22 protein-coding genes and 1 pseudogene are annotated in these 26,527 nt (G+C 71.7%); 10 read left to right on the top strand and 13 right to left on the bottom strand.

The features are described from left to right. Positions 1–114: 114 nt before the first annotated feature. Positions 115–810, top strand: a complete 696-nt coding sequence (locus ACYVKF_RS17770) for a hypothetical protein (protein WP_056914612.1) — start codon at positions 115–117, stop codon at positions 808–810. A 22-nt stretch (positions 811–832) separates the two neighbouring features. Here ACYVKF_RS17770 and ACYVKF_RS17765 read toward each other — a convergent pair whose 3' ends face one another. The 3 genes from ACYVKF_RS17765 to ACYVKF_RS17755 form a co-directional block, all read right to left on the bottom strand. Further along, a complete protein-coding gene (locus tag ACYVKF_RS17765; RefSeq protein ID WP_460968171.1) occupies positions 833–2,131 on the bottom strand; it encodes a YVTN family beta-propeller repeat protein in 1,299 nt (432 codons plus the stop codon). Next, entirely contained in the window at positions 2,128–2,994 is an 867-nt protein-coding gene (locus ACYVKF_RS17760) for a polysaccharide deacetylase family protein (RefSeq protein ID WP_460968169.1), read from the bottom strand. The genes ACYVKF_RS17765 and ACYVKF_RS17760 overlap by 4 nt, the downstream gene beginning before the upstream one ends. 113 nt (positions 2,995–3,107) lie before the next feature. Then, positions 3,108–3,593, bottom strand: coding sequence for a MarR family winged helix-turn-helix transcriptional regulator (locus ACYVKF_RS17755; RefSeq protein WP_056914610.1), 486 nt, complete (start codon positions 3,591–3,593; stop codon positions 3,108–3,110). A 93-nt stretch (positions 3,594–3,686) separates the two neighbouring features. Here ACYVKF_RS17755 and ACYVKF_RS17750 point away from each other — a divergent pair, with 93 nt between their 5' ends. Continuing rightward, positions 3,687–4,265 carry an NADPH-dependent F420 reductase gene (locus ACYVKF_RS17750; protein ID WP_460968168.1) on the top strand — a complete coding sequence of 193 codons (579 nt, stop codon included), beginning with the start codon at positions 3,687–3,689 and terminating at the stop codon, positions 4,263–4,265. 68 nt (positions 4,266–4,333) lie between these two features. Next, positions 4,334–5,518: a luciferase domain-containing protein gene (locus ACYVKF_RS17745; RefSeq protein ID WP_460968166.1), complete on the top strand. Its 1,185-nt coding sequence runs from the start codon at positions 4,334–4,336 to the stop codon at positions 5,516–5,518. On the opposite strand, the gene ACYVKF_RS17740 is transcribed toward ACYVKF_RS17745, so the two are convergent. Further along, positions 5,427–6,689 carry a hypothetical protein gene (locus ACYVKF_RS17740; RefSeq protein WP_460968164.1) on the bottom strand — a complete coding sequence of 421 codons (1,263 nt, stop codon included), beginning with the start codon at positions 6,687–6,689 and terminating at the stop codon, positions 5,427–5,429. The genes ACYVKF_RS17745 and ACYVKF_RS17740 overlap by 92 nt on opposite strands. Before the next feature lie 147 nt (positions 6,690–6,836). Between ACYVKF_RS17740 and serA the strand changes: the two are divergent. After that, positions 6,837–8,039, top strand: a pseudogene (gene serA, locus ACYVKF_RS17735) (phosphoglycerate dehydrogenase); the annotation flags it as partial. A gap of 34 nt (positions 8,040–8,073) precedes the next feature. Continuing rightward, positions 8,074–9,435 (top strand): FAD-binding oxidoreductase, encoded by a 1,362-nt coding sequence (locus ACYVKF_RS17730; protein ID WP_460968162.1) that lies wholly within the window; start codon positions 8,074–8,076, stop codon positions 9,433–9,435. Positions 9,436–9,494: 59 nt separating this feature from the next. Here the strand turns inward: ACYVKF_RS17730 and ACYVKF_RS17725 are convergent, their stop codons facing one another. Further along, a complete protein-coding gene (locus tag ACYVKF_RS17725) occupies positions 9,495–11,567 on the bottom strand; it encodes a sensor histidine kinase (protein WP_460968780.1) in 2,073 nt (690 codons plus the stop codon). 144 nt (positions 11,568–11,711) lie between these two features. On the opposite strand from ACYVKF_RS17725, the gene ACYVKF_RS17720 reads away from it, so the two are divergent. Continuing rightward, the gene (locus ACYVKF_RS17720; protein WP_056914604.1) at positions 11,712–12,041 is read left to right on the top strand and encodes a cupin domain-containing protein; all 330 of its coding nucleotides are present in this window, start codon (positions 11,712–11,714) and stop codon (positions 12,039–12,041) included. A 63-nt stretch (positions 12,042–12,104) separates the two neighbouring features. On the opposite strand, the gene ACYVKF_RS17715 is transcribed toward ACYVKF_RS17720, so the two are convergent. Then, positions 12,105–12,395 carry a three-helix bundle dimerization domain-containing protein gene (locus tag ACYVKF_RS17715; protein ID WP_460968159.1) on the bottom strand — a complete coding sequence of 97 codons (291 nt, stop codon included), beginning with the start codon at positions 12,393–12,395 and terminating at the stop codon, positions 12,105–12,107. A gap of 97 nt (positions 12,396–12,492) precedes the next feature. On the opposite strand from ACYVKF_RS17715, the gene ACYVKF_RS17710 reads away from it, so the two are divergent. After that, on the top strand, positions 12,493–13,311 hold the full coding sequence (locus tag ACYVKF_RS17710; protein ID WP_460968157.1) for an arylamine N-acetyltransferase family protein: 819 nt from the start codon (positions 12,493–12,495) through the stop codon (positions 13,309–13,311). A gap of 101 nt (positions 13,312–13,412) precedes the next feature. Here the strand turns inward: ACYVKF_RS17710 and ACYVKF_RS17705 are convergent, their stop codons facing one another. Then, entirely contained in the window at positions 13,413–16,262 is a 2,850-nt protein-coding gene (locus ACYVKF_RS17705) for an IPT/TIG domain-containing protein (RefSeq protein ID WP_460968155.1), read from the bottom strand. Between the two features lie 140 nt (positions 16,263–16,402). Next, positions 16,403–17,389 carry an AfsR/SARP family transcriptional regulator gene (locus tag ACYVKF_RS17700; protein WP_460968153.1) on the bottom strand — a complete coding sequence of 329 codons (987 nt, stop codon included), beginning with the start codon at positions 17,387–17,389 and terminating at the stop codon, positions 16,403–16,405. A 309-nt stretch (positions 17,390–17,698) separates the two neighbouring features. Between ACYVKF_RS17700 and ACYVKF_RS17695 the strand changes: the two genes are divergently transcribed. Genes ACYVKF_RS17695 through ACYVKF_RS17685 form a run of 3 tightly spaced genes read left to right on the top strand, consistent with a single transcriptional unit; the run spans position 17,699 to position 20,186 of the window. Beyond that, the gene (locus ACYVKF_RS17695; RefSeq protein ID WP_460968151.1) at positions 17,699–18,343 is read left to right on the top strand and encodes a response regulator; all 645 of its coding nucleotides are present in this window, start codon (positions 17,699–17,701) and stop codon (positions 18,341–18,343) included. A 52-nt stretch (positions 18,344–18,395) separates the two neighbouring features. Beyond that, positions 18,396–19,718 (top strand): sensor histidine kinase, encoded by a 1,323-nt coding sequence (locus ACYVKF_RS17690; protein ID WP_460968149.1) that lies wholly within the window; start codon positions 18,396–18,398, stop codon positions 19,716–19,718. A gap of 3 nt (positions 19,719–19,721) precedes the next feature. Beyond that, positions 19,722–20,186, top strand: a complete 465-nt coding sequence (locus tag ACYVKF_RS17685) for a response regulator (protein ID WP_460968147.1) — start codon at positions 19,722–19,724, stop codon at positions 20,184–20,186. Between the two features lie 12 nt (positions 20,187–20,198). Here ACYVKF_RS17685 and ACYVKF_RS17680 read toward each other — a convergent pair whose 3' ends face one another. The 5 genes from ACYVKF_RS17680 to ACYVKF_RS17660 all read right to left on the bottom strand — a co-directional run bounded on the left by ACYVKF_RS17680 (position 20,199) and on the right by ACYVKF_RS17660 (position 26,442). Continuing rightward, entirely contained in the window at positions 20,199–21,347 is a 1,149-nt protein-coding gene (locus ACYVKF_RS17680; protein ID WP_460968145.1) for a hypothetical protein, read from the bottom strand. A 30-nt stretch (positions 21,348–21,377) separates the two neighbouring features. Further along, the gene (locus ACYVKF_RS17675) at positions 21,378–23,621 is read right to left on the bottom strand and encodes a multicopper oxidase family protein (protein ID WP_056914596.1); all 2,244 of its coding nucleotides are present in this window, start codon (positions 23,619–23,621) and stop codon (positions 21,378–21,380) included. A 46-nt stretch (positions 23,622–23,667) separates the two neighbouring features. Further along, complete coding sequence (locus tag ACYVKF_RS17670; RefSeq protein WP_460968143.1) at positions 23,668–24,627, bottom strand: CHAD domain-containing protein; 960 nt, start codon at positions 24,625–24,627, stop codon at positions 23,668–23,670. Positions 24,628–24,700: 73 nt separating this feature from the next. Then, entirely contained in the window at positions 24,701–25,543 is an 843-nt protein-coding gene (locus ACYVKF_RS17665; RefSeq protein ID WP_460968141.1) for an ABC transporter permease, read from the bottom strand. Further along, the gene (locus ACYVKF_RS17660; protein ID WP_460968139.1) at positions 25,540–26,442 is read right to left on the bottom strand and encodes an ABC transporter ATP-binding protein; all 903 of its coding nucleotides are present in this window, start codon (positions 26,440–26,442) and stop codon (positions 25,540–25,542) included. Before ACYVKF_RS17660 ends, ACYVKF_RS17665 begins: the two co-directional genes overlap by 4 nt. Between the last annotated feature and the right edge of the window lie 85 nt (positions 26,443–26,527).

The raw sequence follows: 26,527 nt of genomic DNA, 5'->3' as shown, positions 1-26,527 counted from the left end.
AGTGCCCCGTCCACCGCCGTCCCAAACCCCCGCGAACGGGGCGTGGGGGATGAGACCGACGCGCGAGCGGTGTGGCAACAGGCAACCGGCTCACCGGGGGAGTAGACCAAGGCCGTGAGCACACAGATCCACCGTCGACAGCACCCAGGGGAGGTGCGGCTCCCGGCAGCGCTCGCGGTGGTGACGGCGATCGGCCTGTATGCCGCCCTGCCGCAGAGCCTCCTGTTCGCGCCGCGGCTCGTGGTCCCGGGCCTGGAGGCGCTGCTCTTCATCCCGCTCGTGGCTGCCAACCCGCGGAGGATGACCCGCGACAACCGCGGGTTGCGCAGGGTGTCGATCGGCCTGGTCCTGCTGATCGCCATCACGAACGGCTGCGCCCTGGTCCTGCTGGTCCGCGCCCTGGTGTCCGGGCAGGCCGAGCAAGGCAGCAGCCTGCTGCTGGCGGCCCTGCAGGTGTGGCTGACGAACGTGCTCATCTTCGCGCTCGCCTTCTGGGAGCTCGACCGTGGCGGTCCCGTGGCCCGCACCCAGACCTCCCGCCCCGGCCTGCCGGTCGCGGACTTCCGTTTCCCCCAGGACGAGGACCACGACGCCATCGGCGAAGTGGCGGCCCGCTCGTCGGCCAGGTCGGGTTGGGTCCCGGGCTACATCGACTACCTCTACGTGTCGGTGACGAACTCCTCCGCGTTCAGCCCGACCGACACGATGCCCCTGTCACCTCGGGCGAAGATCCTGATGGCGTTGGAGTCCGTGTCGGCGCTGATGCTGTCGGTCCTGGTCATCGCGCGCGGGGTCAGCCTGCTCAAGTAGGCGGCGTCGGAGGTGCGACCGCTCAGCGCATGTTGCCGGTGTGGCCGAGGCTGAACCGTCCGGGTTGGGGCCACACGCACAGGCCGTGCGGGCCGGAGTCGACGGGGATCTTGTGCAGGAGCCTGCCCGTGGTGGTGTCGAACACGTAGACCACGGCGTCGTAGCGTCCGGCGAGCCACAGCTGCGACCCGTCGGCGGTCACGCCGCCCATGTCGGGCGACCCTCCGCCGGGGATCCTCCACAGAGCCGTCCTGGCCAGCGTGGTGGAGTCGAGCACGGTGATGGTGCCCTCATCGCGGTTGGAGACATAGACCTGCCTGGCGTCGCGCGACGGGTAGATGCCGTGGGCGCCGAGCCCGGTGCGGATGAACCTGGTCACCGTCAGGCGGCGTGCGTCGACGACCCAGACGCCGTTGCGCAGCATGTCCGCGACCAGGAAGTGCCTGCCGTCGGGGGCCAGCCGGACGTCTTGGGGCATCGCGCTGGCGCCGGGGGCCAGGCCGTTCTTGGGACTGCCCGGCATGGCCATCGCCTCGGCCGGGGAGGTTGCTCCAGGTGTCCTCACCGCGTTGAGGTCGATGACCTTGCGGACCTTCGTCGCTGCCCTGTCGATGACGAGGAGCTTGCCGCTGAACTCGCAGCTCGCCACGAGGAAGGACTGGTCGGCCGAGTAGTCGGCGTGGTTGATGCCCGAACAGGGCACCGACAGCGAACGCTGCAGCTTCATCGTGTGCGCGTCGCGGACGTCGATGCGGTGCAGGCGCTCGGCCATCACCAGCGCGTGGGCGCCGTCCGGGGTGAAGTACAGGTTGTAGGGGTCCTGGACGGCCACCGGCCTGCCCGCGTGACCGGTCACCGGGTTGATCGGGGTCAGCGTGTTGCCCTTGTCGGCGTTGACCCACAACGTCTTCAGGTCCCACGAGGGCACGACGTGCTGGGGCTCCCGCGCGGTGTGGAAGCGCCCCACGACTTTGTAGGTGCGCGGATCGATGAGCTGCACCGTGCTGCTCAGGGTGTCGGGCACGTAGACCATCGGTCGCGCGCGGCGCGTGACGGTGGTGAGCGCCTGGGCGCCGGCGGCGGCATACACGTCGGGCGTGGTGGTGGTGCCGGCAGCAGCCACGGGTGCGACGCCGGAGCCGGCGGACGTGGTGGTCGACGACGACGCGGTGTGCCGCGGGCCAGGGCCCGCGGCACAGCCTCCCGCGCCCACAGCCAGCAGGAGGGCGAGGGCCGTCGTCCTCACCGCTCGCGGCCGGACGCGCGCCGCGGGTCGCGGCGGGACGGGCTCGCGGATGGACGCCGGCTCACGGGCCTTCACGCGTCACGCAGCATCGTCGAGAGGGTGACGGCCCGGAGACCCTTGCGCTGCAGGCCCGCGAGGATGGCGGGCAGCGCGTCCACCGTGCCCTGGTGGCCGAAGTGGAGGCTGACGATGGACCCGGCCGCGACGGCCTTCAGGGTGCGGTCGCGGACGGCGGCCGCGCCCGGGTCACGGAAGTCCTCGGGATCCACGTCGTAGGAGACGCACCGGTGGTAGCCGGCGGCCGCGGCGGCCGCGCGGATCGTCGCGGTGCTGCGTTGCGTCCCCGAGGGACGGAACCACCAACCCGGGGTCCCGACTGCTGCCTTGAGGGCGGCGGCGCCACGGACGGCCTCGTCGACGGCCTGCGCCGCGCTCAGCTGCTTCATCTGCTGGTGGCTCCACGTGTGGTTGCCGAGCTCGTGGCCCGCCGCCACCACCTGCCGACCGAGGTGCGGGTTCTGCTCCAGCCACGTGCCGACGGCGAAGACGGTGATCCCTGCCTCCGCGTCGGCGCACGCCCGGAGGATCTCGTGGGCCAGTTCTGCCGGTCCCTGGCCGTGGAAGGTGAGGGCCACCTGGTGGGTGGACGACGGGCCGTGGGTGATGTCGTCGCCGGCGGTCAGGGCGATCGCCGGCGGACCCGAACCGGGCCCCGCGACGTGGGCGGCCGTCGTGGTCGGAGCGCTCGTCGAGGACGTCGGGCTGCCTGCGGACGCGGGCCTCGCAGGCGATGTGGGGGAGGCCTGCGGCTGGCCTGACGGGGTGGAGCAGCTCGCGACGGCCAGGGCGGACGCGCCGGTGAGGGCCGCGCCCAGGACCGCCCGACGGGTCGGCGCGGGCGGGGAGGTTTCGGTGACCGGGTCCGGGCGCTGCTCCACAACCGCCCACGCTAGGTGGGTCGACTTGAGCGGTTCCTGAGAGAGCGTCGTCGAGTCAGGTCCTTGGTCCCGCAACCGCCGGTCCGACCGGTTCCTCGGGGACGGATACGGGCTCAGGAACCCGCGTAGAGGCTCGTCATCTGGCCGTCGGCGTCCAGCGTCGACAACAGGGCGTCACCGAGCTCGCGGAGCTGGGCGACCTGTCGCGCGTCGAGCGCGTCGAAGACCAGCCGCCGCACCGCGCCGACGTGCCCGGGTGCCGCCGCCACCACGGCCTCCATTCCCTCGGGCGTCAGGCGCGCGTTGGTGGCCCGTTTGTCCTGGGGGCAGGGGAACCGTTCCACCAGGCCGCGGTCCTCGAGGCGGCGCACGACGTGGGACAACCGGGGGAGGGTGGCATTGGTGCGCTGGGCCAGGGCCGTCATGCGCAGCGTCCGGTCGTCGGCTTCGGAGAGCATGGCCAGGACGAAGTACTCGAAGTGCGTCACCCCGGCCTCGCGGCGCAGCTGTGAGTCGAGCGCCGCGGGCAGCAGCTCGACGACCGCCATGAGGCGCAGCCAGGCCGCCCGCTCGTCGGGCTCGAGCCAGTTCGGTTCCATGGGCCGATGCTAGATGAATACTTGATGGAACAACTAATTGGTGTAGGCTCTTACTTGAAGCATCAACCAATCACCTACCCCCGGGAGAGCGTCATGGCACACCTCAGCATCATCGGCACCGGCACCATGGGTCAGGCCATCGCGGCCGTCGCGGGTCGCGGCGGCCACACCGTCCAGCTGCTCGGGCAGTCCGACGCGAGCACCTCGATCACGGGCGACATCGTGGTGCTCGCCGTCCCCTACCCGGCCGTCGCCGCGGTCATCGCGGAGCGCGGGGAGTCCTTCGCCGGCAAGGTCGTCGTCGACATCACCAACCCCCTCAACTTCGAGACGTTCGACTCGCTCACGGTAGCCCCCGACGGTTCGGCCGCGGCCGAGATCGCTGCCGCCCTGCCGCAGTCGCACGTGCTGAAGGCGTTCAACACCAACTTCGCCGCGACGCTGGCCGGCGGCACGGTCGGAGACCTGCCGACCACCGTCCTCATCGCCGGTGACGACGCCGACGCCAAGTCCACGCTCGCCGGCATCGTCACGTCGGGCGGCCTCAAGGCCATCGACGCCGGACAGCTCTCGCGGGCCCGTAAGCTCGAGGCCATCGGCTTCCTGCAGATCACCCTGGCCGCCGGCGAGAAGATCGCCTGGACCGGCGGCTTCGGGGTCGTCCCCGCCTGACACGCAGGGGCGCCCCTGGTGCCTCACCGTCCCGCGAGCGCCACACCACCCACCCCCTTGGAGCACCCGTGAGCACCCCCGTCAGCCCGACCACCGGACCGACCCAGCCGTTCGGCCGCCCCGTGGTGGCCTGGTCCGGTTCGACCGACCCGAGCGCTCCGCTCGTCGTCCTGCTGCACGGACGTGGTTCCACCGAGCGGGAGATCCTTTCGCTGGCTCCCCACCTCCCGCACGGAGCGTCGTATGCCGCGGTGCGGGCTCCGATCGCCGAGGGCGGAGGGTTCGCGTGGTTCGCCAACCGGGGGATCGGCCGTCCCGTGGCCTCGTCGCTCGAGGCCACGATGGGCTGGTTCGAAACGTGGCTCGACGAGGTCGCCCCTGCCGGGCGGCCCGTGATCCTGGTCGGGTTCAGTGGTGGCGCCGCGTTCGCCGGCGGTCTCGTCCTGTCGGATCCCTCCCGCTACTCCGGAGCGGCGATCCTCTACGGCACCTTGCCGTTCGACGCCGGTGTCCCCGTCACGACGGGCCGACTGGCGAACCTCCCCGTCCTCGTGGCCCAGGGCGAGGCGGACCAGGTCATCCCGCGCGAGCTCCTCGATGCCACCTGGACCTATCTGCTGGGCGAGTCCGGGGCGCCGACGGTGGCGCACCGGGCCCCGGGCGGTCACGGGATCACAGCCGCCAGCCTGCAGCGGCTGTCCGGCTGGATCGCAGATCGGTGCGACCACCTGCAGCACCACCCCGCCGCGCTGGTCGGTGTGCCGGTGTACCCCCATTGGTCACTCGTTCCTGGGGGAGTCCTGCCGCAGCGGTCTGGCGGACGGCCGGACGTGTCCTGGTCCATCCCGCAGCAGCAGGTGTCGCAGAACGCTCCGCTGGACCTCCAGGAGGCCCTCTTCAGCAGGATCAGCGCGCTGGAGGGCGTGACCGTCGCGGACTCCATGATCTCTGTGCCGGGGGCCCGCGCGTTCCTCCTCGCGGATCCTGGTGGTCCGGCTGAGGCCTACCTCGTTCCCCAGGTGGGGGAGTTCGCCCACCTCCACCCGGGGTACGACGGCTCGCTGCACCTCGCCCTCCCCGCCGAACTGGCCGCCGACCTCGTCGCGCACGGCTGGGGCGCCCCGCACCCGTGGGCGGGTACGCGTCTGGCCGCAGGCTTCGTCATGGTCTTCGGGCCGCGGACCCCGCAGGAGCTGGAGACGGTCTTCGGCGTCGTCGCCACGGCGCACCAGCTGAGCGCCGCCACGGCGTAGCACCGGTCTCGGGGTCCAGAGGGCTGCGCGGTCCCCGGCCGCCGACGAGGATCACCCCGGCCGCCGCCACGGCGAAGGCGATCATCGCCGGACCGTGGAGTGGGTCCAGGGCCGGGACCCAGCGCGCCAGGTGCAGGGCGAGGACGACCGTCAGGCTCCACCAGGGCCAACGCCTTCGCGATCCCGCTACGTCCCACAGCAGCGCCCCTGCCGCCAGTCCGGCCGTGTAGTAGCGGTTGGTGCCCGGGTCGAGGGCCAGCCGGCTGGCCATGACGAGCAGCAGGACCCCGGTCGTCCTTCGGCGCCACACCGCGACCCCGCCGAGGACCAGGCCGATGGCGGTCTGGAGAGGCCGGTCCCAGAACGGCGTCCGGGCCGCGCGGGGGTCCAGGAGGTGCAACCCGGACAGGGGGCGGTTGACGATCGTGTAGTGCATGGCGCGGATCGTCTGCGGGTCGGCGACGAAGAACGGCAGCCACCCCGCGGTCACGCCGACCACCGCCGCGCCGACGCCGATGGCTCGGGAGCGCAGGCCGGGGAGGGCCAGGAGCACGACCGTCACCGGGAGGGCCCAGGGCTTGGAGTCGACCGCCGCGGCAACGGCCACTCCAGCCCAGACGGGGTGGTCGGAGAGAACGCACGACAGGGCGATGACGCAGAACGTCAGGGCCAGGACGTCGTCGAGGTGGGCCGAGCTGATCGCGGCGTACAGCCAGACAGGCGTGAAGCACAATGTGGCCAGCAGGAGGGGACCCTCGGCGCCCTTGCGGGCCGCTGCGCCGCGTTGCCGGCGGAGACGGGCGTCGATGCCGTGGACGAGGACCACCACGGCGGCGCCCGACGCGGTTCCGAGGGCCTCTGCGGCGAGCAAGCCGTGGCCGGCCGACAGCTGGGTCAGCGCCCAGGCCAGGCCGAGCGCCACGGGGCCGATCTGGAGCAGCGGGTGCTCGGCATACACGTGCAGTCCCGCCGTGGTGCCGTCGTCGAGGTCGGCCAGAACCCGGCCACCGGTGGCGAAGAAGTGCCACGAGCCGCCGCCGTGCACCGCCAGGGCGGCGAACCAGCCCGCAGCCCAGACGGCGAGGACCACGGTGCGCCAACACGGCGCGCTCGACGTCGGGCCGGCAGCCCGCTGCCGGAGGACGGCGATGGAGGTCGCCACGAGGGTCACGCCTTGAGTCTCCGTCGGCTGTCCTGAGCCGCGTCTGAGAAGCCCCTCGAGGGCTGGGTGATCCGCAGTACGGGCTGCTCGACGTCCACCTCGGCGGGGATGGCAGCATGAGGCGACCACTCGAACGAAGGCTCAACCGGAGGACATCGCGTGAAGGTATTGCTGCTGGAGAACGTGCACGCACGTGCTGCCGAGGCGTTCCGCAGGAGTGGCCACGAGGTGGACCTGCGGGCCGCCTCCATGACCGAGGACGAGCTCGTCGAGGCGCTCGAGGGAGTGTCCCTGCTCGGCATACGGTCGAACACCAAGGTGACCCGGCGGGTCCTCGAGTCGGCGCCCGACCTCCTGGCCGTGGGCTGCTTCTGCATCGGGACCAACCAGGTCGACGTCGCCGCGGCCTCCACGCTCGGGGTGGCGGTCTTCAACGCGCCCTTCTCGAACACCCGCAGCGTCGTCGAGCTCGTGCTCGGCGAGCTGATCGCGCTGGCGCGCCGCCTGCCCGAGAAGACCCAGCGCATGCACGACGGCATCTGGGACAAGTCGGCCAAGGGCAGCCGCGAGATCCGCGGTCGCACGCTGGGCATCATCGGGTACGGCAACATCGGCACCCAGCTGTCCAACGTGGCCGAGGCGGTGGGCCTGCGCGTCGTGTTCTACGACACCGCGGACCGTCCGGCCCACGGCAACGCCCGACGGGTCGACACGCTCGAGGAGCTCCTCGGACAGTCGGACGTCGTGAGCCTGCACGTGGACGGTCGGCCGGGCAACGCCGGCCTGTTCGGCGCCGAGCAGCTCGCACAGATGAAGCCGGGGGCGGTGCTCATCAACGCCTCCCGCGGGATGGTCGTCGACGACCTCGCCCTGCGCGACCACATCCTGTCGGGACACCTCTCGGGTGCTGCCATCGACGTGTTCCCCGCCGAGCCCAAGGCGCAGGGCGACCCGTTCGACTCGCCGCTGCGCGGCCTCGACAACGTCATCCTCACCCCCCACGTGGGCGGTTCGACGCAGGAGGCGCAGGAGGAGATCGCCGGCTTCGTCTCGACCAAGCTGCTGGGGTTCGTCGAGGGCGGCTCCACGTCGCTGTCGGTGAACCTGCCCGAGGTCGCCGCACCGTCGGTCGACAGCGTCCAGCGGCTCGGGTACCTGCACCACAACGTCCCCGGCGTGCTCGCCTCGATCAACCAGATCTTCGCCGAGGCCGGCACGAACATCACCGGCCAGTCCCTGTCGACCCGCGGGGAGTACGGCTACGTCGTCACCGACACCGACACCCCGGTCCCCGAGGAGACGGCCGAACGCCTGCGCCAGCTCGACAACACGATCTGGATCCGGTCATGGGCCGTCTGAGCGGTCCGTGCACGCCGGGCCGGGGGAGCCGGGCATGACCGACACCGCCGCGCTGCAGGAGCTCGCCGAGCTGCTGCCCGGACGGGTGGTCACCGACGGCATCGCGATGGAGGCCTTCTCGACCGACGCGTCCCGCGCCGTCCTGGTGGGCCCCCCGGCTGCGGTCGTCACGGCGACGTCGACGTCGGACGTCAGCGTGGCCCTGCGCTGGGCGAGCCGCCACCAGGTGCCGGTCTCGGTGCGTGGCAGCGGCACCGGGCTCACCGGGGGCGCCGTCGCCTACCCCGCGGGCCTGGTCATCTCCCTCGCCAGCATGGACGCCATCGAGGCCGTCGACCCCGCGAACCGCCTGGCCCACGTCCAGGCCGGCGTCATCACGGCCGACATCGACCGCGCTGCCGCGGCGCACGGCCTGATGTACGCACCCGACCCGGCCAGCTACCAGGAGTCGACCATCGGCGGGAACATCGCCACCAACGCCGGTGGGCTCAGGTGCGTGAAGTTCGGCGTGACGGCGGACAGCATCGCGGGCCTCGAGGTCGTCCTCGCGACCGGCGAGGTCATCAGGACCGGTGGCCAGACCCGCAAGGACGTCGTGGGGTACGACCTGACCCGGTTGTTCGTCGGCTCCGAGGGCACACTGGGCGTCGTCACGTCTGCGACGGTCCGGCTGCTGCCCCGGCCCACGGGCGACACCATCACCTTCCGGGCGGCCTTCCCCTCCCTCGTCGACGCGGGGGAGGCGGTGACGGCGATCATGCGTCGCCCGAGCCCGCCCGACGTCATGGAGCTCATGGACCGCCTCAGCGTCGAGGCCGTCGAACGGCTCCAACCCACGGGGGCCGTCGTCGAGGGTGCCGCCGCCGTGCTCGTGGGCCAGTTCATCGGACCGGGGGCACGCGAGGACGTCGTCGCGGTGGCCGAGATCTGCCGCCGACAGAACGCGCTCGGCGTCGACCAGGCCGACGGCGACGTGCTGCTCGAGGCGCGTCGGGTGACCGGCCGGGCCCTCTCGGCCGAAGGGCTGCGGGTGTCCTCGGACATCGCGGTCCCGATCTCTCGCCTCGCCGACATGTTCGCCGCGATCGAGCAGATCGGTATGGCGCACGGGGTCTCGATCCCGACCTTCGCCCACGCCGGTGACGGGAACCTGCACCCCTCGGTCATCGTCGACCCCGACGACGCCGAGGCCCGCGACATGGGGGAGATGGTCCTCGACGAGGTCAGCGACGCGGCCCTCGCCCTGGGCGGCACCCTCACCGGGGAGCACGGCATCGGCTCGCTGAAGCGGCACGCGCTGCCCAAGCAGCTCGACGCCCCCACGCTGGCGGCCCACCGGCTCGTCAAGCAGGCGTTCGACCCGCTCGGCATCCTCTCGCCGGGCCGCGGGATCTAGCGTCCGGCTGGGCGAGCAGGGACCCGTCGGGCGTCGCAGCACCCTCCGGAGTCCGTCGACTAGGCCTGCTCGCCGACCACGTGGGGCAGCCTGACCGTGAACGTGCTGCCCCTGCCCTGGGCCGACGCCACCTCGATGTGGCCCTGGTGCTGGGCGACGATGGCATGGACGATGCTAAGCCCGAGACCGGTGCCCTGGATCGCCTGCTCGGTCACGGTCGAGGAACGGAAGAATCGCCGGAACAGCTGACCGTGCTCGGCCTCGGGGATCCCCATGCCCGTGTCGTGGACGACGATCTCGCTGCCCGACGTGGTGTGGGCCAGCCGGACCTCGATGGAGCCACCGTCCGGAGTGAACTTCACCGCGTTGGTCAACAGGTTGAGCAGTGCCCGTTCGAGCTGCACCGGGTCGACGTGGCTGACCAGCGGCCCTTCGGGCACGACGGTCGAGATCTCGAGCGAGCGAGAGGCCAGTACCGGCGCGAGCGACTCGAGGGCCCCGCTCACCGTGCGGCGCAGGTCGGTGGGGACCAGCTTGAGCTGCAGCTCGGAGGACTCGATCTGCGACAGCGTCAGGAGGTCCTCGACGAGCAGCAGCAGTCGGCGGCTGTTGCGCTCGACCCGGCCGATGATGTCGTGCTGGCGGGTCGTGAGCTCCCCGGCCACGCCGTCGTCGAGGACCTCGGTGTAGCCGATGATGTTGGTGATGGGGGTGCGCAGCTCGTGGCTCACCGTGGCCAGGAAGTCGGCCTTGACCCGGTCGGTCTCACGCAGCCGCTCAGCCGCCTCCCGCTCGTGCTGGAGGCTCATCATCAGGGCCTCGTGGGCGGCCTCGCGTTCGGTGACGTCCTCCGCGGTCGCCAGGAAGCCGGACACCCCGCCGTCCTCGTCAGGGATGGCGCTGAGGGTCATCCGGACCGACCGTTCCTCACCGTCGCTGCGCCGGAACGACCACAGCCGGTGGGTGTCGCCGAGCCCGACCGAGGCCCGACAGATGCCGGCGAAGGTGGGCTCGGCGCTCAGGTCCGAGGCGTGGCGACGGAGCTCGTCGGGGGACAGGTAGGCGTCCAGCAGGCTCCCGACCACGGCCTCGGGCCTGCGCCCCAGCATCGTCTCCGCGCCGGGGTTGAACAGGACGACCCTGCCGTCGCGGTCCGTGGTGACGACCGCGGTGCCGGTGGCCTGGGCCACGAGCCGTTCCCGGGTCTCGCGTTCCCGAGCCGCGCTCGCCGCCGACATCCGTTGCTGGGTGGCCATGACGGCCAGCGGCAGCAGGATCAGTCCCGAGTCGATGAGGAACAGCTGGAGCACGCCGGCGGCGAGCTCGGGTGAGAGGTCGTAGCGCGCCCGGATGTCCCAGATGGGCCCGAGGTGGGCCGCTGTCAGGCCGGAGCCGATCACCCCGACCGCGGTGAGGAGCAGAGTGGCCTCCCGCAGGGTTCCGCGGAACGCCAGCCAGGCGAACATCGGCATCACCACGAAGATGATCGGTGGCGCGTCGGCCACCACGAACACCACCACGGTCGTGGCGAGGAGGATCACCGACTGCACCAGGCGCTCGCGCTGACCGGCCAGCGGCTGGAACCTGGGGGTCCTCAGGAACAGCGGCAGCAGGACCATCAGTGAGGCCGTGTGGGAACCGAAGGCGGCCAGCGCACCCAGCAGGGGGTTGCCGGTGCCGGTGACGGCGCACACCGCGCCATACCCCAGGCCCGCCACGGCGGCGCCCATGGCCGTGGAGCCGATCATCGTGGACACGTCACCCTTGTCGAGCAGGGCAGCCCGTCCGCTGCTGCGGATGAGCCGCTGCCGAACCACGTGCGCTGCCACCACCGAGCTGGCGCTGAACCCCGTCGCGATGGCCAACGGGTAGCCGCGCAGGAGGTAGGCGACCACCATGACGGCGAAACCCGCCGCGAGCAGCCGGGGTCGCCAGACCCGGGACGAGGTCAGGTGGAATCCCGCGATGAGCCCCACAGCGGGCCACACGGCCGGGACCCGGCTCGACGCGTCGACATCGCCCAGGACCAGCCACGCCGCGGCGAACACGCTCAGCTGGAGCAGGACCACCCGGAACGCCCGGTGCCCGGGCACGGGTCCAGCACGCAGCCGCCATCCCTGTGCGGCTCTCATCGCATCCACGCCGTTCCCTCGCCAGAGTCTCGACACGGAGTCATCGAGTACTGACTCCCATCGGCCGGGGGAGCCGCGACCTGAGGCCTCGGACCCGGCGGATTACGGGGGCGACGCCTGGCCCTCGACGGGCAGGATGGGGGCATGACTCGACTCCTCGACACCACGGCGCCCGTCACCCTGGAGCCTGTTCCCGCCACCACCGTCGTCGAGGGCAGCCCTCAGGCCGGTGCGCGGCCGCTCGCCGAGGTCGTCGGGACAGAGGTCGGCGTGTGGGAGCTGACGGCTGGCACCGTCACCGACGTCGAGGTCGACGAGGTGTTCGTGGTGCTGAGCGGGTCCGCGACCGTCAGCTTCGAGGACGGCGAGGTGATCGACCTCGGGCCCGGCGTCACCGTCCACCTGCGGGCGGGGGACCGGACGACGTGGACGGTGCACGAGGTCCTGCGCAAGGTGTACGTCGCCGGAGCCTGAGACCAGAGCGGCTCGGAGGTGCCTCGCCGCAGGACCTGACCCGGCGTCAGCAGGCGCTTGGGTTCAGGCCGAGACACGCGTCCGGCGCGCGTGCGGAGCCGTTGCCGCCGGTGACGCCGGTGACGCGGATGACGTCGGTGAAGCCGGTGTTGTGGACCCGGTCGCCAGGGCGCGGAGCCGGTCGGTGCTCACCCGCTGCACGAGCAGCGGGACGTAGTCACGGACCGGTCCGTCGAACGTGCGGTAGACCTCGTCGACGACCGTTCGCACCGTCTCGGGGTCCACGGACGGGAACTTCGACACCAACTGGCTGACGACCTGCTCGAGGGCGCTGGCCTCATGAATGCTGGACACGTCCAGCAGCGTCCTCCTCGCGCCTGTGCTCCGCAAGGCTTGCCGGCTCCGTCTCGCCTGGCGTCCGCAGGGGGTCGGGGTTTGCTTGACTGTGCGCATGCCGACCGATGACTGGCACACCGACTCGCTCGACCTCGAGGGGTACCTGCTTCGGGTCGGGCTGCCTCCCAGGGCCCCGGGCGTCGTGGCGCTGGCGGAGCTGCACGAGGCCCACGTCCGCACCTTCACGTTCGACAACATCGACGTGCTGCTCGGCCAGCACCCCGGTGTCTCGCTCGACGCAGTTCAGGAGAAGTTCGTCGGCCGGGGACGGGGTGGGTACTGCTTCGAGCACAGCACCATCTTCGCCGCCGTCCTGCACCGACTGGGGTATGCCGTGCGCCGGCACCTCGGTCGGGTCGGCGATCCCGCGGCCGGGACCCAGCAGGGGCGCACCCACATGGTCGTCGAGGTCGTCCTGGACGGGCGGCGGCTGCTGTGCGACACCGGGTTCGGGATGAGCCTGCTGCGGCCGATCCCGCTGGAGGACGGCGCCCGCGCCGAACAGGAGCCGGGCTGGGACTACCGGGTGCGGCACACCCCGGGAGGTTGGGCCCTGGACCGCCGGCACGGACAGGACTGGGAGGTCACGCACACCACCGACGAGCTCGAGGTCCGGCCGGTCGACGTCGTGATGGGGCACCACTTCACGAGCACCTTCCCGGGCTCGCACTTCACCCGCGGCCTCATGGTCACCAAGCACCTGCCGGGCCGCCACGTCGCGGTGACCCACGAGGCGCTGACCATCCGCACTCCCGGCGAACCGACCCAGCACCGCCCCCTGGCGGTCGACGAGGTCGATGAGTGGCTGACGACGCTGGCCGTGCCGTTGTCGTCGGAGGAGCGACGTCGCCTGCTGCGCACGCTTGGCTCGTGAGGTTCCTCCGCCCGGGCCGGGGTCAGACCGGCACGACGTGACCCCGCACCCGTGAGGGAGGGTGCGGGGCCACGCCTGTCGATCGGGCGGTGCCTGTCGACCTAGGGGATGTACGGCACCACCCACACGTGGCCCCTGCCGGACCTGGCACCCGCCGTGACGTCCTCGGTGACGTAGAGGTCCGAGCTCGTGGGGTCCACGAACAGACCCTGGGCGAACGGGAACCCGGTCGTGCCTCCCGGCGTCAGGCTCGGGTCTGCCGGACGGGTGCAGGTGAGGGAGCAGTACACCGTCGCCTCGGGTGACCCGGCCGCCGGGACCTTGCCAGCGGTGACGTACACGCTGCCCGCGGACCCACCGGGCAGCGCGGCCGTCAGGGTCGAGGCGTCGAACCGGTAGATCGTGGCGTTCGCGGTGCCGGGCGACTCCGAGATGTAGACCAGGTTGTGCTTCGAGTCAGCAGCCACCCCGGCGATGAAGACCGGCGCGGGGGTCGGCAGGAAGTCGACCGTGGTCGTCTGGCACGGTGCCGGGTTGGGGCTGGCGGTGGGGTTGGCGCAGGCGGCCGTGGTGTCGAAGTAGGTCGCGGCGTTGTTCTCCGGCAGGAAGAGCCGGTTGCCGAGGAGGCTCATCGTCCCGTTGATCCCGCGGCTGGCAGCGCCGACCTTCTGCGCCTGCGTCACCGCCACGACGTCCACGGTCTGCGACCTCGGGTCACCCGCGATGCCGTTGATGCGGCGGATGTTCCCGTCCACCAGGTCGCCGACGTACAGGGTGTCGTGGGCGGCGTCGAGGGCCAAGGAGTTGGTCTTCAGGTTGTCCAGCAGCCCGGGGGCCATGCCGACGGGCGCATCGATCGTCGCGGTGTCGGGGTGGAAGGTCAGTCGCCAGACGCCGGGGCTCCGGACCGCGTTGTCGGGCACGTACACCCAGTGCGTCCCGTCGGCCCTGGCGCGCGGGTCGTAGACGGCCTGGCCGGGGGAGCCGATGGTGAAGCCGGGGTCGCAGGCTGCGACGTTGGGCGCGTTCACCTTGGTCCCCGGCACGGGGTCGAGACGGCACAGCCCGTTGCCGTGGTCGGAGACCCAGTAGTGCCCACCGGACGAGGTGCCGTCGGGGATCCAGGTCACCCCACCCTTGGGCGCGGTCACTCCGGAGCTGTACAGCGTGCCGATCGGCGCGGCATACGTGAACCGGTCGGCGGCCACGGCGGCGCTGGTGCCGGCGGTGGTGGTGACCTGGACGTCAACCACGGAGCCGTCGGTGCCGGCGGGACTCACCACGGTGCACTGGGACCCGTCGGCCAGGCAGCTGACGCCCGTTCCGGACGCCGTCCCGAAGCTGATCGTCGCGGTGCCGTCGGGGCTGACCAGGGCCGTGCCCTTGACGGTGACCGCCGTCCCGCCCTTGGCGAGGCCCGTCGTCGGGCTGATGCCGGTCACGACCGGGCTCCCGGGCGCGGGGGCCGTCGCCGTGTAGGTGAACTGGTCGGCCCCCACCCTGGCGCTGGTCTGCGACTCGACGTTGGTCACCCGCACGTCCACGACGCCGGAACCGGTCGAGGCCGGCGAGGTCGCCGTGCAGGAGGTCCCGTCGGCCAGGCACGACACAGCCGTTGCGTGCAGGGTGCCGAAGCTGATGGTGGTCCCGAAGGCGACCGGGTCCGCCGACCCTGCGACGGAGTTCACGAGGTTCTTGCCCGTGACGGTCACCGCGAGCCCACCGGCGACGTCGCCCGTGGCGGGGGAGACACCGGTGACACTGGGCTGTGAGGCGGCGCCCGCCACCTTCCACTCGTGCGCCTGGGCGTTGACCGGGGTCGCGAGGGGGAAGCTGGGGTCGTCCCCGACGTACACGTCGAGTGTCGCCGGGTCGACTGCCACGCCGGTGATGTTCTGGTACTGCGTGCGGCGGACCCCGTCGAACGTCGAGGTGTACGCCGGGCTGATGTCGGTGGACAGGACGTCCGTCGCGCCCGTGCGGGGGTTGTACGTCAGGACCTGCGACGGCGTGTTCCGCGGTGCGTCGGCGATGTAGAGGACCTTGCCGTCGTTGGCCAGGCCGCCCGGGAAGCTGAAGAGCGCGGCGCCGTTGGCGCTGGCCACCGTGGTGGCCGTGCACGCCGAGGCGCCACAGGCGGGCCGCCCGCCGGTGCCGTCGACGTCCTTGATGACCGACATCCCCGCACCACCGAGCTCCGCGACGTACAGGTCGTGGTGGGTGACCCCGTCGGACCCCGTCAGGGAGATCAGGCTGAGGGCGTTGACCCCGCGGCCGTCAGAGGTCGAGCCGATCTTCGTCACCGTCGGCGTGACCGTGGCGCCCGTGCGGTCCTTCCCGGAGGGGTTGAGCACCTGCATGATGTCGCCGGACTTGAGGTAGCCGACGTAGAGCCGTTCGGCGCCGTCGGGTCCGGTGCCGAGGGCGATGCCCTGGGCACGTCCACCACCCGATCCGCCGCCGACTGCCGTCACGTTCGGCACCTGGAGCGCCGTGGCACCGCCCAGCCCGTCGGAGGCAGCGGTGTAGGTGAAGCGGAGGACCTGGTTGGTCTTGCTCGACGAGTCCGCTTGGTAGACAAGGTTCTTCGTGGAGTCGTAGGCCACCTGGCCGCCCTTTGCCGTGCCGTTGCACTTGGTGGTGCCGGCCGTCGCGGGAAGGGTCTCGCACAGACCCAGCACCCCGTCGCTGACCCAGAAGTGGCCGCCTCCCCCGGGAAGGAAGACCCCGCCGCCGGGTCGGGTGAGGTTCTGCGCCACCAGGGTGCCCGTGACGAGGGCTGCCTGGGCCGTGGTGGCCAGCGTCGCGGAACCCGCGACCGCCAGCAGGGACGCGACCGCGACGGCGCCCAGCGCCTTGCGACGCCTGCTCCCGACCGTGCTCGCTGCTGGTGGGACCGGAACCGCGAGGCCAGCCTGCCCCCAGCTCTGCCTCCGAGGCTGTGTGCTCATTTCGTCCTCCGTGGTCTCAGGCGGTGGTCCGAGGGATCCCGTCCCTGTTCGTCGACACCGGATGTGTCGTACCGATGCATCGTCTCTGCGTGACCTCGGGGTCACCTCGGGCCGCCAGCCCCCTCAGATGGGGGACCTGCTCAGGCGGAGCTGGCCACCCTCAGGCCGCAGCGGTGCCGGGCCGTGGCGATGAGGGCGTCGAGGGCCCGACAGGCCTCCTCGAGGCCCGTGGCGTCGCTGGTGCGCTCGACGGAACGAAGGGGTGGGGGAGAGAGCTCGGCGTGCACGCGCAGGACCGCTTGCAGCAGGCTCCCCAGCCCCCCGTCGTCACCCCGGGTCCCGGCGAGCAGTCGGCTGAAGGCCGCCCTGATCCCGGGACCGGGGGCGCAGCCGAGCTCTCGGTCGAAGAGTCGCCGGCAGGTGTCGTAGGCGCGCACACCGTCAGCGTGCAGGCCGCGCACCTCCAACGACTCCAGCAGCACCCTCCAGGCCGTCTCGTCGAAGGCGTCACGATCCAGGGCCCGACGGGCCCAGTGTTCGGCGAGGACGGGCTGGTCGGCGTCGAGCGCCAGCATCCCGGCCTCGTCCACCACCTTGCCGACGAGGGCGTCGTGCGCTCGGCGCTCCTCCTCGAGCCACGACGGGGCGAGCTCGTCCGGGACGAGGCCACCCTCCACGAGCAGGAGGCCGGCGGCGTAGTCCACCAGCGCCCGCGTCGGAGGGTTCCCGGGGCGTCGCGCGGCTGCCACGAGGGCACGGAAGCGCTCGACGTCCACCTCGACCAACGACGGGTCCGCGAGGTACCCCCCGGGCACGGTGCGGACCGGGCTGTCCTGTCCCGGGTGCAGGGGCTCGATGCGCTTGCGCAGCAGGCTGACGTAGCCCTCGAGCGTGCCTGTCGCCCCCGACGGCGGCGCGTCTCCCCAGAGCGCCTCGACGAGGCGCGCCTTCGTGACCGGCTGGCCGGCCCGCAGGAGCAGCGCGATGAGGATGTGGCGCGGTTTCGTCCCCCCGAGCTCGCGCGGACCGAGCACCGATCCGTGCCCCGTGACCGTCACCCGTCCGCACAGCGTGGCCCGCAGCACCGCGGTGCCTGTGATGTCGTCGACCCCATCCCCACCGGTCATGGCCGTTCCCCTTCCGCCACGACCATGCTCGCGCCGAGCGGCGATCCAGGGCTCCGGCAGCCTCGGGGTCGAACGACCCCCAATCTGGGGCGGTGGGATCCACGCGCGCACGCCGGTCGCGATGGTTCGCTGCGGTTTGCCGTGGTTGACGACACCATCGGGTGGCCACGATGGTTCGCACGGACTATGGCCCGGGCGACGGGCCGCGCGGATACTGGGCTTGCTGGGCGGGGGTCCACGGCGTGGGGGACGCCGCGCCCTGCATCGGGGGTGACCTGTGGGGAGGTGGCGGCTCTGGTGGGCGAGGTGATGACGCGCGTGCTCGTCGTCGACGACCACGGGACCGTCGCCGACGCCGTGGCCGTCGCCATCTCGAGGGAGGACGACCTCGAGTGCATCGCGACCACGGGCGACGCGGACGAGGCGCTGAGGTTGGCCGGCGAGCTCCGCCCGGACGTGGTCGTCATGGACGTCCGACTCCGCGACGCGGACGGGATCGACACGACGTCGCGGCTGCTCGCCACCGTACCGGCGACGCGGGTCATCATCCTCACCGGGTTCGTCACACGTGGGCTGCTCGAGCGTGCCGTCGCTGCGGGCGCCTGCGGGCTCATGCCCAAGGACGGGCAGCTCGACGACCTCCTGGCCGCGGTCCGGTCGTCGCGCCGGGACGACTTCATGGTGCACCCCAGCCTGGTGCGGCTCCTCGTCGGTGGTGGTGCCGGGGAGCAGCACCCCCCGACCACCCCCCTCACCTCCCGGGAGCGGGACGTCCTCGCGCGCCTGGCGGCGGGCGAGGACGCCGGCGGGATCGCCCGCGGCCTCGGCATCTCGCTCCTGACGTGTCGGGGCCACATCAAGAACATCCTGTCCAAGCTGGGTGCCCACACCCAGCTCGAGGCGGTCGTGACGGCGCACCGCCGCGGACTCATCCAGCTCGATGACCCCGACTAGCCTCCTGGCGCGGTGGAGGAGACCGGTCGGGGGCCGGTCCCTGGCCTTCGCCGTGACGCGGTACCTCCTCTCCAGCGCGGTGGTCCTCGTGGCCGTCGGCATCGCGGTGGTGCTCGTCGCCCGCACCCTGGCCGCCGACATCGCGCTGGGTGAGGCGCGCGTGCGCGGTGCGGCCTTCGCCCACACCGTCGCCGCGCCCCTCGTCGACGCCGCCGTGCGTAGGGGTGACCCGGCGCGGACCACGGTGTTCGCCAACGTGATGCGGGCGCGACTGCAGGACGGGTCGATCGTCCACGTGAAGCTCTGGGGGCCGGACGGGAAGGTCATCTGGTCCGACGAGTCCGCCCTGATCGGCGAGCGCTACCCCCTGGACGCCGACGTGGCGGAGCTGTTCGGCACCGAGAAGGTCACCGCAGCAGTGTCCGACCTGACCAAGGTCGAGAACGTCGAGGACCGCCCCAGCCGCCAGCTGCTCGAGGTGTACGCCGGTGCGCACGACGCCGAGGGGCAGCCGATCGTGTTCGAGTCCTACTGGTCGACCGACCGGATGCGCGCCGACAACCGCGACATCGTCGTCAAGCTGTCGTTGCTCGCCCTGGGTGCCCTGGCCCTCTTCCAGCTCGCGCTGCTGCCCCTGGTGCGCACCCTCGTGCGCAGGGTCGACAAGGCCCGGGACGAGCGGAACGTCATGGTGCGCCACGCGTTGTCCGCGTCGGACCTGGAGCGGCGCCGGATCGCCGCGGACCTCCACGACGGCCTCGTCCAGGACCTGACGGGGCTGGCGTACACGCTCCCGGCGGTGATCCGGGCGATCCCGGAGTCCGACGCCGACTCACGGCGGGTGCTGGTCGCCGTGCGTGAGGGGCTCGACCGGGACGTCATCGCCCTGCGTGGTCTGCTGACCGACATCTACCCTGCGGACCTGGCCGACGAGGGGCTGCTCGTCGCCGTCGAGGAGCTGGCCGAACGAGCACGCGAGAAGGGGCTGGACGTGCACGTGCGCATCGATCCCGAGATCCCGCGCGCCTCCGCCGAGTCGGTCCAGCTCGTCTACCGGGTCGTGCGGGAAGCGCTGCGCAACGTCGTGCGTCACGCCCACGCCTCGTCCGCGTGGGTGGAGGCGTGGGTGGAAGGGCCGGTGGCCCGGGTGACGGTGGCCGACGACGGACTGGGTATGGCGCCGGGTGCCACGGAGCGCGGTCATGTCGGCCTTCGCCTGCTCGCGGACACCCTGGTCGACTTCGGGGGCGGCCTCGAGCTGGGCACCCCGAAGGGTGGCGGGGTCGAGGTCCGGGCGACCATCCCGTTGACCCTCGACCCGCGGCTGACCTCGCTGGACACCGTGCGCTCCGATCCGGCGTCCCGCCGTGACTAGCAGGTGTTCGTCGGGCCCGAGGTCAGCCCGAGGCCGTTCGGCGACGATGCATCCACGGGCCTGGTGCAGTGGCCCTCCCGCTACGACAAGGAGGTCGAGGTGATCCGGGTCCTCGTCGTCGACGACTCGGCCCCGGTGCGGCTGGGGCTGCTGGCCCTGTTCGCCTCGCAGCACGACCTCGTGGTCTGCGGGGATGCACGGGACGGCCACGCAGGGGTGCTCATGGCCACGACCACGTCCCCCGACGTGGTCGTCATGGATCTCTCGATGCCCGGACTCGACGGCCTGGAGGCCACCCGCCAGATCCTCGAAGCAGCCCCCCACGTCCGGGTGGTCGTGCTGACCGGACGCTCCCGCGCTCGCTCGGAGAAGGCGGCTCTGGAGGCGGGGGCCACCGTCTTCGTCATGAAGGGAGACGGGCCGGAGTCGTTGCTGGCGGCCGTCCGGGCGGCGAGCCCGGTGACCTGAGCACAACACTTCTCAGTGGTGGTGCCCCGCGACGGTGGAGCCGTGGGCGGGGGCGACGCCGAAGCCGTCGAAGCCCGCGAGCCCGGTGCCGGAGAACCCGACCGTGGTCACCGTGAGCAGGGCCATGACGGCGATCCAGCCGCGGTGTGGCCCGGTCCCTGGCCGGGACCCCAGCCCTGGTCGCGCGAGGACGAGGACGACTGCTGCCGCCAGGGTGGCGAGCTCGAGGAGGCAGGCGGAGACGTCCGCCAGCCCTACGGCCTCGGCGGTGCCCGGCTCGGGCCCGAACGGCAGCCCCACGGTCCGCGAGCAGAGCCACACCAGGAGTGGTCCCAGCGAGGCGACCGCCGCGGCCACCAGGGTGGATGCCCGGGGTCGTCGGATGACGAGGATCGCGGCGGCGAGCTCGACGCCGGTGAGTGCGACGAAGAAGGCGCCGGCCGCGGGCCACTCGACCAGGTGCTCGGGTACCACGGCGCCGTGGATCACCGCGCTGCACACCAGTCCGACGGCGAGCAGGCGGCGCAGGTCGTCCGCGCGGGAGCGTGCCGCGCCCTCGGCCCGCCGGGGCGCGCTGACCCGGAGCCTTCCCCCGCGCACCGCCACCACCCAGCCGACCAGGACGAGGTTGGTGAGCAGGATCAGCCCCATCCCCATGACGACCGAACGCTCCTGCAGGGCGAGCGTCGCCCGGCGCTGGATGCCCAGGCAGTCTCCGGCCACGCACCGGCCCTGCATCGTGGCCATGAGGCCGAGCTGGCTGCTCTCGAGCTCGTAGTCGTAGGCCGTGCTGGCCCCGAGGGCGAGGAGTCCGGCGACGGTCCCGGCGAGGGCGATGAGCAGGGCCGTGACGGGGACCGAGGGCCGGGCTCGCAGCACCGGGCCGTACAGCCGGGCCGAGAGGACGAGCGCTGCGAGCACGGCCAGCACGAAGGCGGGGACGAGGACGGTGGAGTCACGCACCCAGCTGCCGAACAGGTCCTGCGTGCGTTGGATGGCTCCGAAGGCGCCCCGCAGCGACGTCATCCAGTACCCGTCCGCGAACGACATCAGCACGGCAAGCGGCAGGACGGTCAGCCAGGGGACGGCTGCGCGGCCGGCGACCGCGGGACGGTTCGTGGCGATGGAGGTGGACATGGAGGTGGACATGGAGGTGGACACGGCGCACTCTCTCGTTTCGGCTGTCGCCGGTCAGGAGGTGATCTCCCAGCCGAACATCATGGCGTGGTCCTCGTGGGCGAGGTTGTGGCAGTGGGCGACGTACGGGCCCACGAAGTCGCGGAACCCTCGGTAGACGATCACCGACTCACCGGGGTCGAGGGCGGCGAGGTCCTCGCGGGAGACGTCGTCAGGATGGCCCTTGTCGCCTCCGGCAGTGACGTCCTTGCCGCCGCGCATCACGGTGCGGTGCTCCTCCATGTGGAGGTGGAACGGGTGGACCCAGCCGCCTCCGCCGTTGCGGATCTCCCACAGGTTGAAGCTGTTCTTCCGCTGCTGGGCGAGGGGGGTCTTGCCGGCGTTGTTCTTCAGGCTCGTGGCGACGACGTCCGGGGTGAACGGGCTGCCGTTGATCAACCACTCGATCTCGCCGCCGGCGCTGCCTCGCTGGACCTCGAAGATCAAGCGGTTGTCCAGCATGGTCTTCCAGTTGCTGGGCAGAGGGGGGAGGGGCCGCATGGCCGTGGGGACCTGGCTGTCGTCGGGGGCGCTGTCGCCGATGACGAACTTGAGCACCGGCACCTTGTAGTTCGGGTCGGGGGAGAACCTCGAGGAGTTCGACCACATCCGGCCGTTCGGCATCTTCATGACGTCGGTGAGGTAGATGACGTCGCCCTTGGTGGTGGGCGTCCCGTCCTGGTACCGGGTGAAGTCGATGATGACCTCGCGGCGCTTGGCCGGCCAGAGCTCGAACGAGTCGCGCTTCACGGGGAACGGCAGCAGCCCGCCGTCGGAGGCGATCTGGGTGAACTGCATGCACTGCTGGCCGTCCGGGATGCGGTACTGGCCCTCGAGCTCGTCATCGGTGTAGCCGAGCGAGGCTGCCGTCCGGGGGCCCTGGGTCGAGGCCATCAGCTTGAACTCGTAGATCCGGGCGACCGAGCAGTCGAGGAAGCGGAAGCGGTACTTGCGGCGCTTCACCTCCAGGACCGGGTATGCGGTGCCGTTGACCGTGAAGATGTCGCCGACGAACCCGTGGCTGGGAAAGTGCTTGAAGAACGTCTTGCCCCACCACTCCGGGTGGACCGACGGGTTCTTGGCCGCGGGGAACTCACCGAGAGTGTCGTGCATGTCCTTGTGCATCGTGACACCGTCGTCGAGCCGGCAGTCGTAGAAGGCCAGCGGGATGTCGTAGTCCACGTCGAAGGAGCCGTCAGGGTGGTCGGTGCGGACGCCGGGCAGCCGAAGGCCCTGTCGCTCGTCGCCCATGTCCATCCCGTTCTTCGGGTCGTAGATGGGGTAGAGCCCGACCATGCCCTTGTAGACGTTGGCTCCGGTGTGGTCCATCCGGTGGTCGTGGAACCAGAAGAAGCTCTGCTTCTCCCGGTCGTCGTTGCCCGCCGGCCAGTTGAGGTAGAGGTTGTCGCAGAAGGTCTGCGGAAGATAGCCGTGGTACTTCGGACCGGCCGTCATCGAGTAGTGCGGGTTGCCGTCGCTCTCGGGGGCCGTGTGCCCGTTGTGCAGGTGGGTCAGGAAGGACCAGTCGGGTGCGCCGAAGTCCTGGCGGTCCAGCCCGAGCGGGTTCTCGTCGAGGTGGTTCTCGAACCGCACGAGGACGGGCCGCCCGTACTCGGCGTTGATCATGGGACCGGGGAAGGCGCCGTTGAAGCCGTAGATGGTGCTGAGGGGGAGGAACCGCTTCGTCCCGGCGGCGACCGGGTGCCCCTGCTGGTCGAAGGAGAGCGTTGGACGCCCGTTCTTGTCGATGGGCAGGACCATGGACGTCGTGAAGGCGTGCTGGCGAACCAGCAGGTCGATCTTGTAGACGAGCGGGTCCGGGCACCCGATGTCGCTCGACCAGATCTGGTGGCGCTCGTTCTGCATCGAGTTCTGTTGGCCTGAACCGGGACCGGGTGGCTTGGACCACGAGCTGAACTCCGACACGGGCACGGGTGCGAGGGCCTTGGGCACCGGCAGGACGTCGGTGAACGGCGACAGGATCAGTGGGCTCGTGGGGAAGGCCTCGATGTAGACGAGGTCGGCCAGGGCTGTGGAGGTGGCGGCGAAGGCGCCGCTCGGCGAGAGCAGCCCCCGCTGGGAGAGGAAGAGGCTCCCCGGTCCCTGGGCGGCCGCGACGGCGAGGCCGAGGCTGCCGGCGGCCCCGAGGCGCAGGACGGTTCGTCGCGTCACCCCGGCGCTGTCATTGTCCTTCGTGGCGGTGCCGACGGGGTCGGCTCCCCCGAGCGGTTCGCCTGGGTCGATGGTCACGTCGTTCATGAGGTCACCGTCCCGCCGGGACCTCGGGATTTCCTCGGGTCAGGGACTAGTCCACACTGCGGTCAGGGTGCCTGCCCCTCACCTCGGGCCCGTGCGAGCCGCTGGGTCGACGGCGTCGGCGAACCAGGCCCTGCACCTCCGCGCGGAGGGCCTGCGCCCTCCGCAGCTCGCGTTCGTGGAGGACGCCGAACACGAAGCTCTCGCCCGGCGAGGAGCCTGCGGCCGAGCCGAGCCTCAGCAGCAGCTCGGCACCCACGGTGCAGTCCCGGTGCTCTCCCAGCGCCTCCTGCAGCCGCTCGTGGCGCTGTGCCGACTTCGCGGCCGCCGGTCCCACGACCGGCAAGAGCACCTCTGCGGCATACCGGGCCCGCTTCGCCGCCTTGCGGGCACGGTGCAGCTCGTCGAGGTCGTCTGAGGCGGCCGCCCGGCGCAGCGTCCGGTCGACCGTCCGGTCGGCCCTGTCCACCATCGTGGCCACGGCGGAGGAGGACCGGAGGACGCCGCCGCTCCAGGCCGGACGGGCACCCCAGCTCGTGACGGCAACGAGGAGGGCGCGGTGCCTCACCCCGGCGTGCGCCTCCCGGACCCGGGTCCAGTGCTCGAGCCTGTCCCGCTCCAGCGCGGCATCGATCCGAGCCCTGACACGGTCCCGCGGCAGTGCCGGGTCGACCCCGGACACCAGCGTGTCGAGTCGGCCCTGGAGCACTTGCAGGTCGCGCACGGCGCCGAGAAGCCCCGACCACCAACGCAGCTCGCCATCGAGGGCATCGGCCGCCTCCCTGTCGAACAGCGGTGAGTACACCCGCAACGTGCTGCGGATCCGACGACCGGCGACCCGCGTGTCGTGGACCGCGGAGTCGTCGCCGGCACCGAGGCGCTGGTCGCCGACCACGAGGGCGGCGCACTGCTGCGCGAGGTAGGCCGCGACGAGGCGGCGAGCGCCCTCCTGGTCCAGCACCGGTAGAGCCGCCCCGGCCCAGCGGTCGCCTGACGCTCGGTGCCCCATGCGAGGACCATACCCACGCACGGGAAGGGCCCCCGGGTCGCCTGGCGACTCGGGGGCCCTGCGTCCGTACGGGTCACTTCACCTCGGTGCGACGGACGACGAGGAGTCCGACAGCCATCGGCAGGAGGAACCACAGCGCCCCGGACACCCCGAGCTGCTGCCACTGCTGGCTGTTCAGGCTGCCGTCGAACAGCGGCCGCTGCGCGTAGCTGTAGTCCACCCAGGGCTGCAGGTCGGCGAACCACTTCTGGTTGGCGGCCAGCAGGCCCAACAGGGGAGGCAGCACCAGGGTGTAGACGAAGTAGGTGACGATCGCCCCGGCGGAGTTGCGGATGACCAGCCCGAGCATGAAGCCGAACAGCATGCCGAGGACGCTGCCGAGGACGATCAGGGCGAAGTGGGCCACCGAGACGTTCCAGACGGGGTCGACCCCGGCGACGGCGCTGCCGACGAGCGTGCCGACCGCGCCCACGGCCAGGGCGACGAACATCGACACGACCCCCACACCGGTGGCGGCGAGGAACTTCGCGCCCAGCACCCGGCCGCGGTGGGGGACGAGGGTGAAGGTGGTCAGACCGCTGCGCTGGGTCCACTCACTCGTCACGGCGAGGATGCCGATCATGGGCAGGATGACGGTCATCGGTGCGCCGATCGCCGCGGCGAAGTTGTCGAACGTCAGCTGGTCGTCGGGCGCGAACACGATGATCGCGGCGGTGGCCAGGAGGTTCGTGATGACCAGGCTCGCCATCAGCCAGAACCCGGCGCGGGTGTCGAACATCTTGCGCAGCTCGACCCCGACGAGACGGGTCAGAGGAATGCGCGTCTGCGTGCTCCGGGGACGGGGCGCGACGGTGCCGCTCGTGGACCGGGGCGGGCCCGCGGTCGGGGTCGACGGGGTCAGGGTCGTGGTGGTCATGCTGCTGCTCCTTCGCGCTGGGTGTCTGCGGTGAGCTCGAGGAACATCTCCTCGAGCCCTGCCCCCTCGGCGGCACGGAGCTCGGTGAGCACCACACGTGCGGCGAGGGCCGCCTCACCGACCCGGTCGGGCGAGGCGTCGGTGCGCACGCTGCCGTCGGCGTGCACGGTGGCGGTGAGTCCGGCCTGCTCCATCGCGCGGGCGAGGGCCGCGGCGTCACGGGTGCGGGCGAGGGTGCCCGCAGCGGCGAGGAGGTCGGCCTTGGTTCCCTGGGCCACGATCCGCCCGTGCCCGATGACGACGAGGTCGTCGGCGATGACCTCGATCTCGTGCAGGAGGTGGGAGGAGAGCAGGACGGTCCCGCCCTGGTCCGCGAAGCCGCGCAGGAGGTCACGCATCCAGCGGATCCCGGCAGGGTCGAGCCCGTTGGCCGGCTCGTCCAGGATGAGGGTGCGCGGGTCGCCGAGGAGCGCGGTGCCGATCCCGAGCCGTTGACGCATGCCCAACGAGTAGTCGCGGACCCGGCGGTCTGCCTCCGCGGAGGTCAGGCTGACCAGGTCGAGCATCTCCTGGACCCGCGTGCGAGGCAGCCCCATCGTCCGCTGGGCCAGGGTGAGGATCTCGCGCCCGGTCCGGCCGGCGTGCTGCGCCGACGCGTCGAGCAGGACGCCGACCTCGGCACCGGGGTTCGGCAGGTCGGCGAACCGGTGCCCGTCCATGGTGACGGTCCCGGAGGTGGGAGGGGTGAGGCCGACCATGATGCGCATGGTGGTCGACTTGCCGGCGCCGTTCGGGCCGAGGAAGCCGGTCACCCGACCGGTGGCCGCGGTGAACGAGACGTCGTCGACGGCGGTCATCGCGCGTCCGTAGGTCTTGGTGAGTGATTCGACGGTGATCATGACGAGCATCGTGTCGCCGCACGGGTGCCCGCCACATCGGGGAGGAACCCCTGCCCGTCCCTGAGCGCACCCTGAGGCGGGCTCA

Source organism: Pedococcus soli (genome assembly GCF_054782575.1).
The sequence above is the reverse complement of the archived record's forward strand: the minus strand, read 5'-3'. Positions and strand labels throughout refer to the sequence as shown.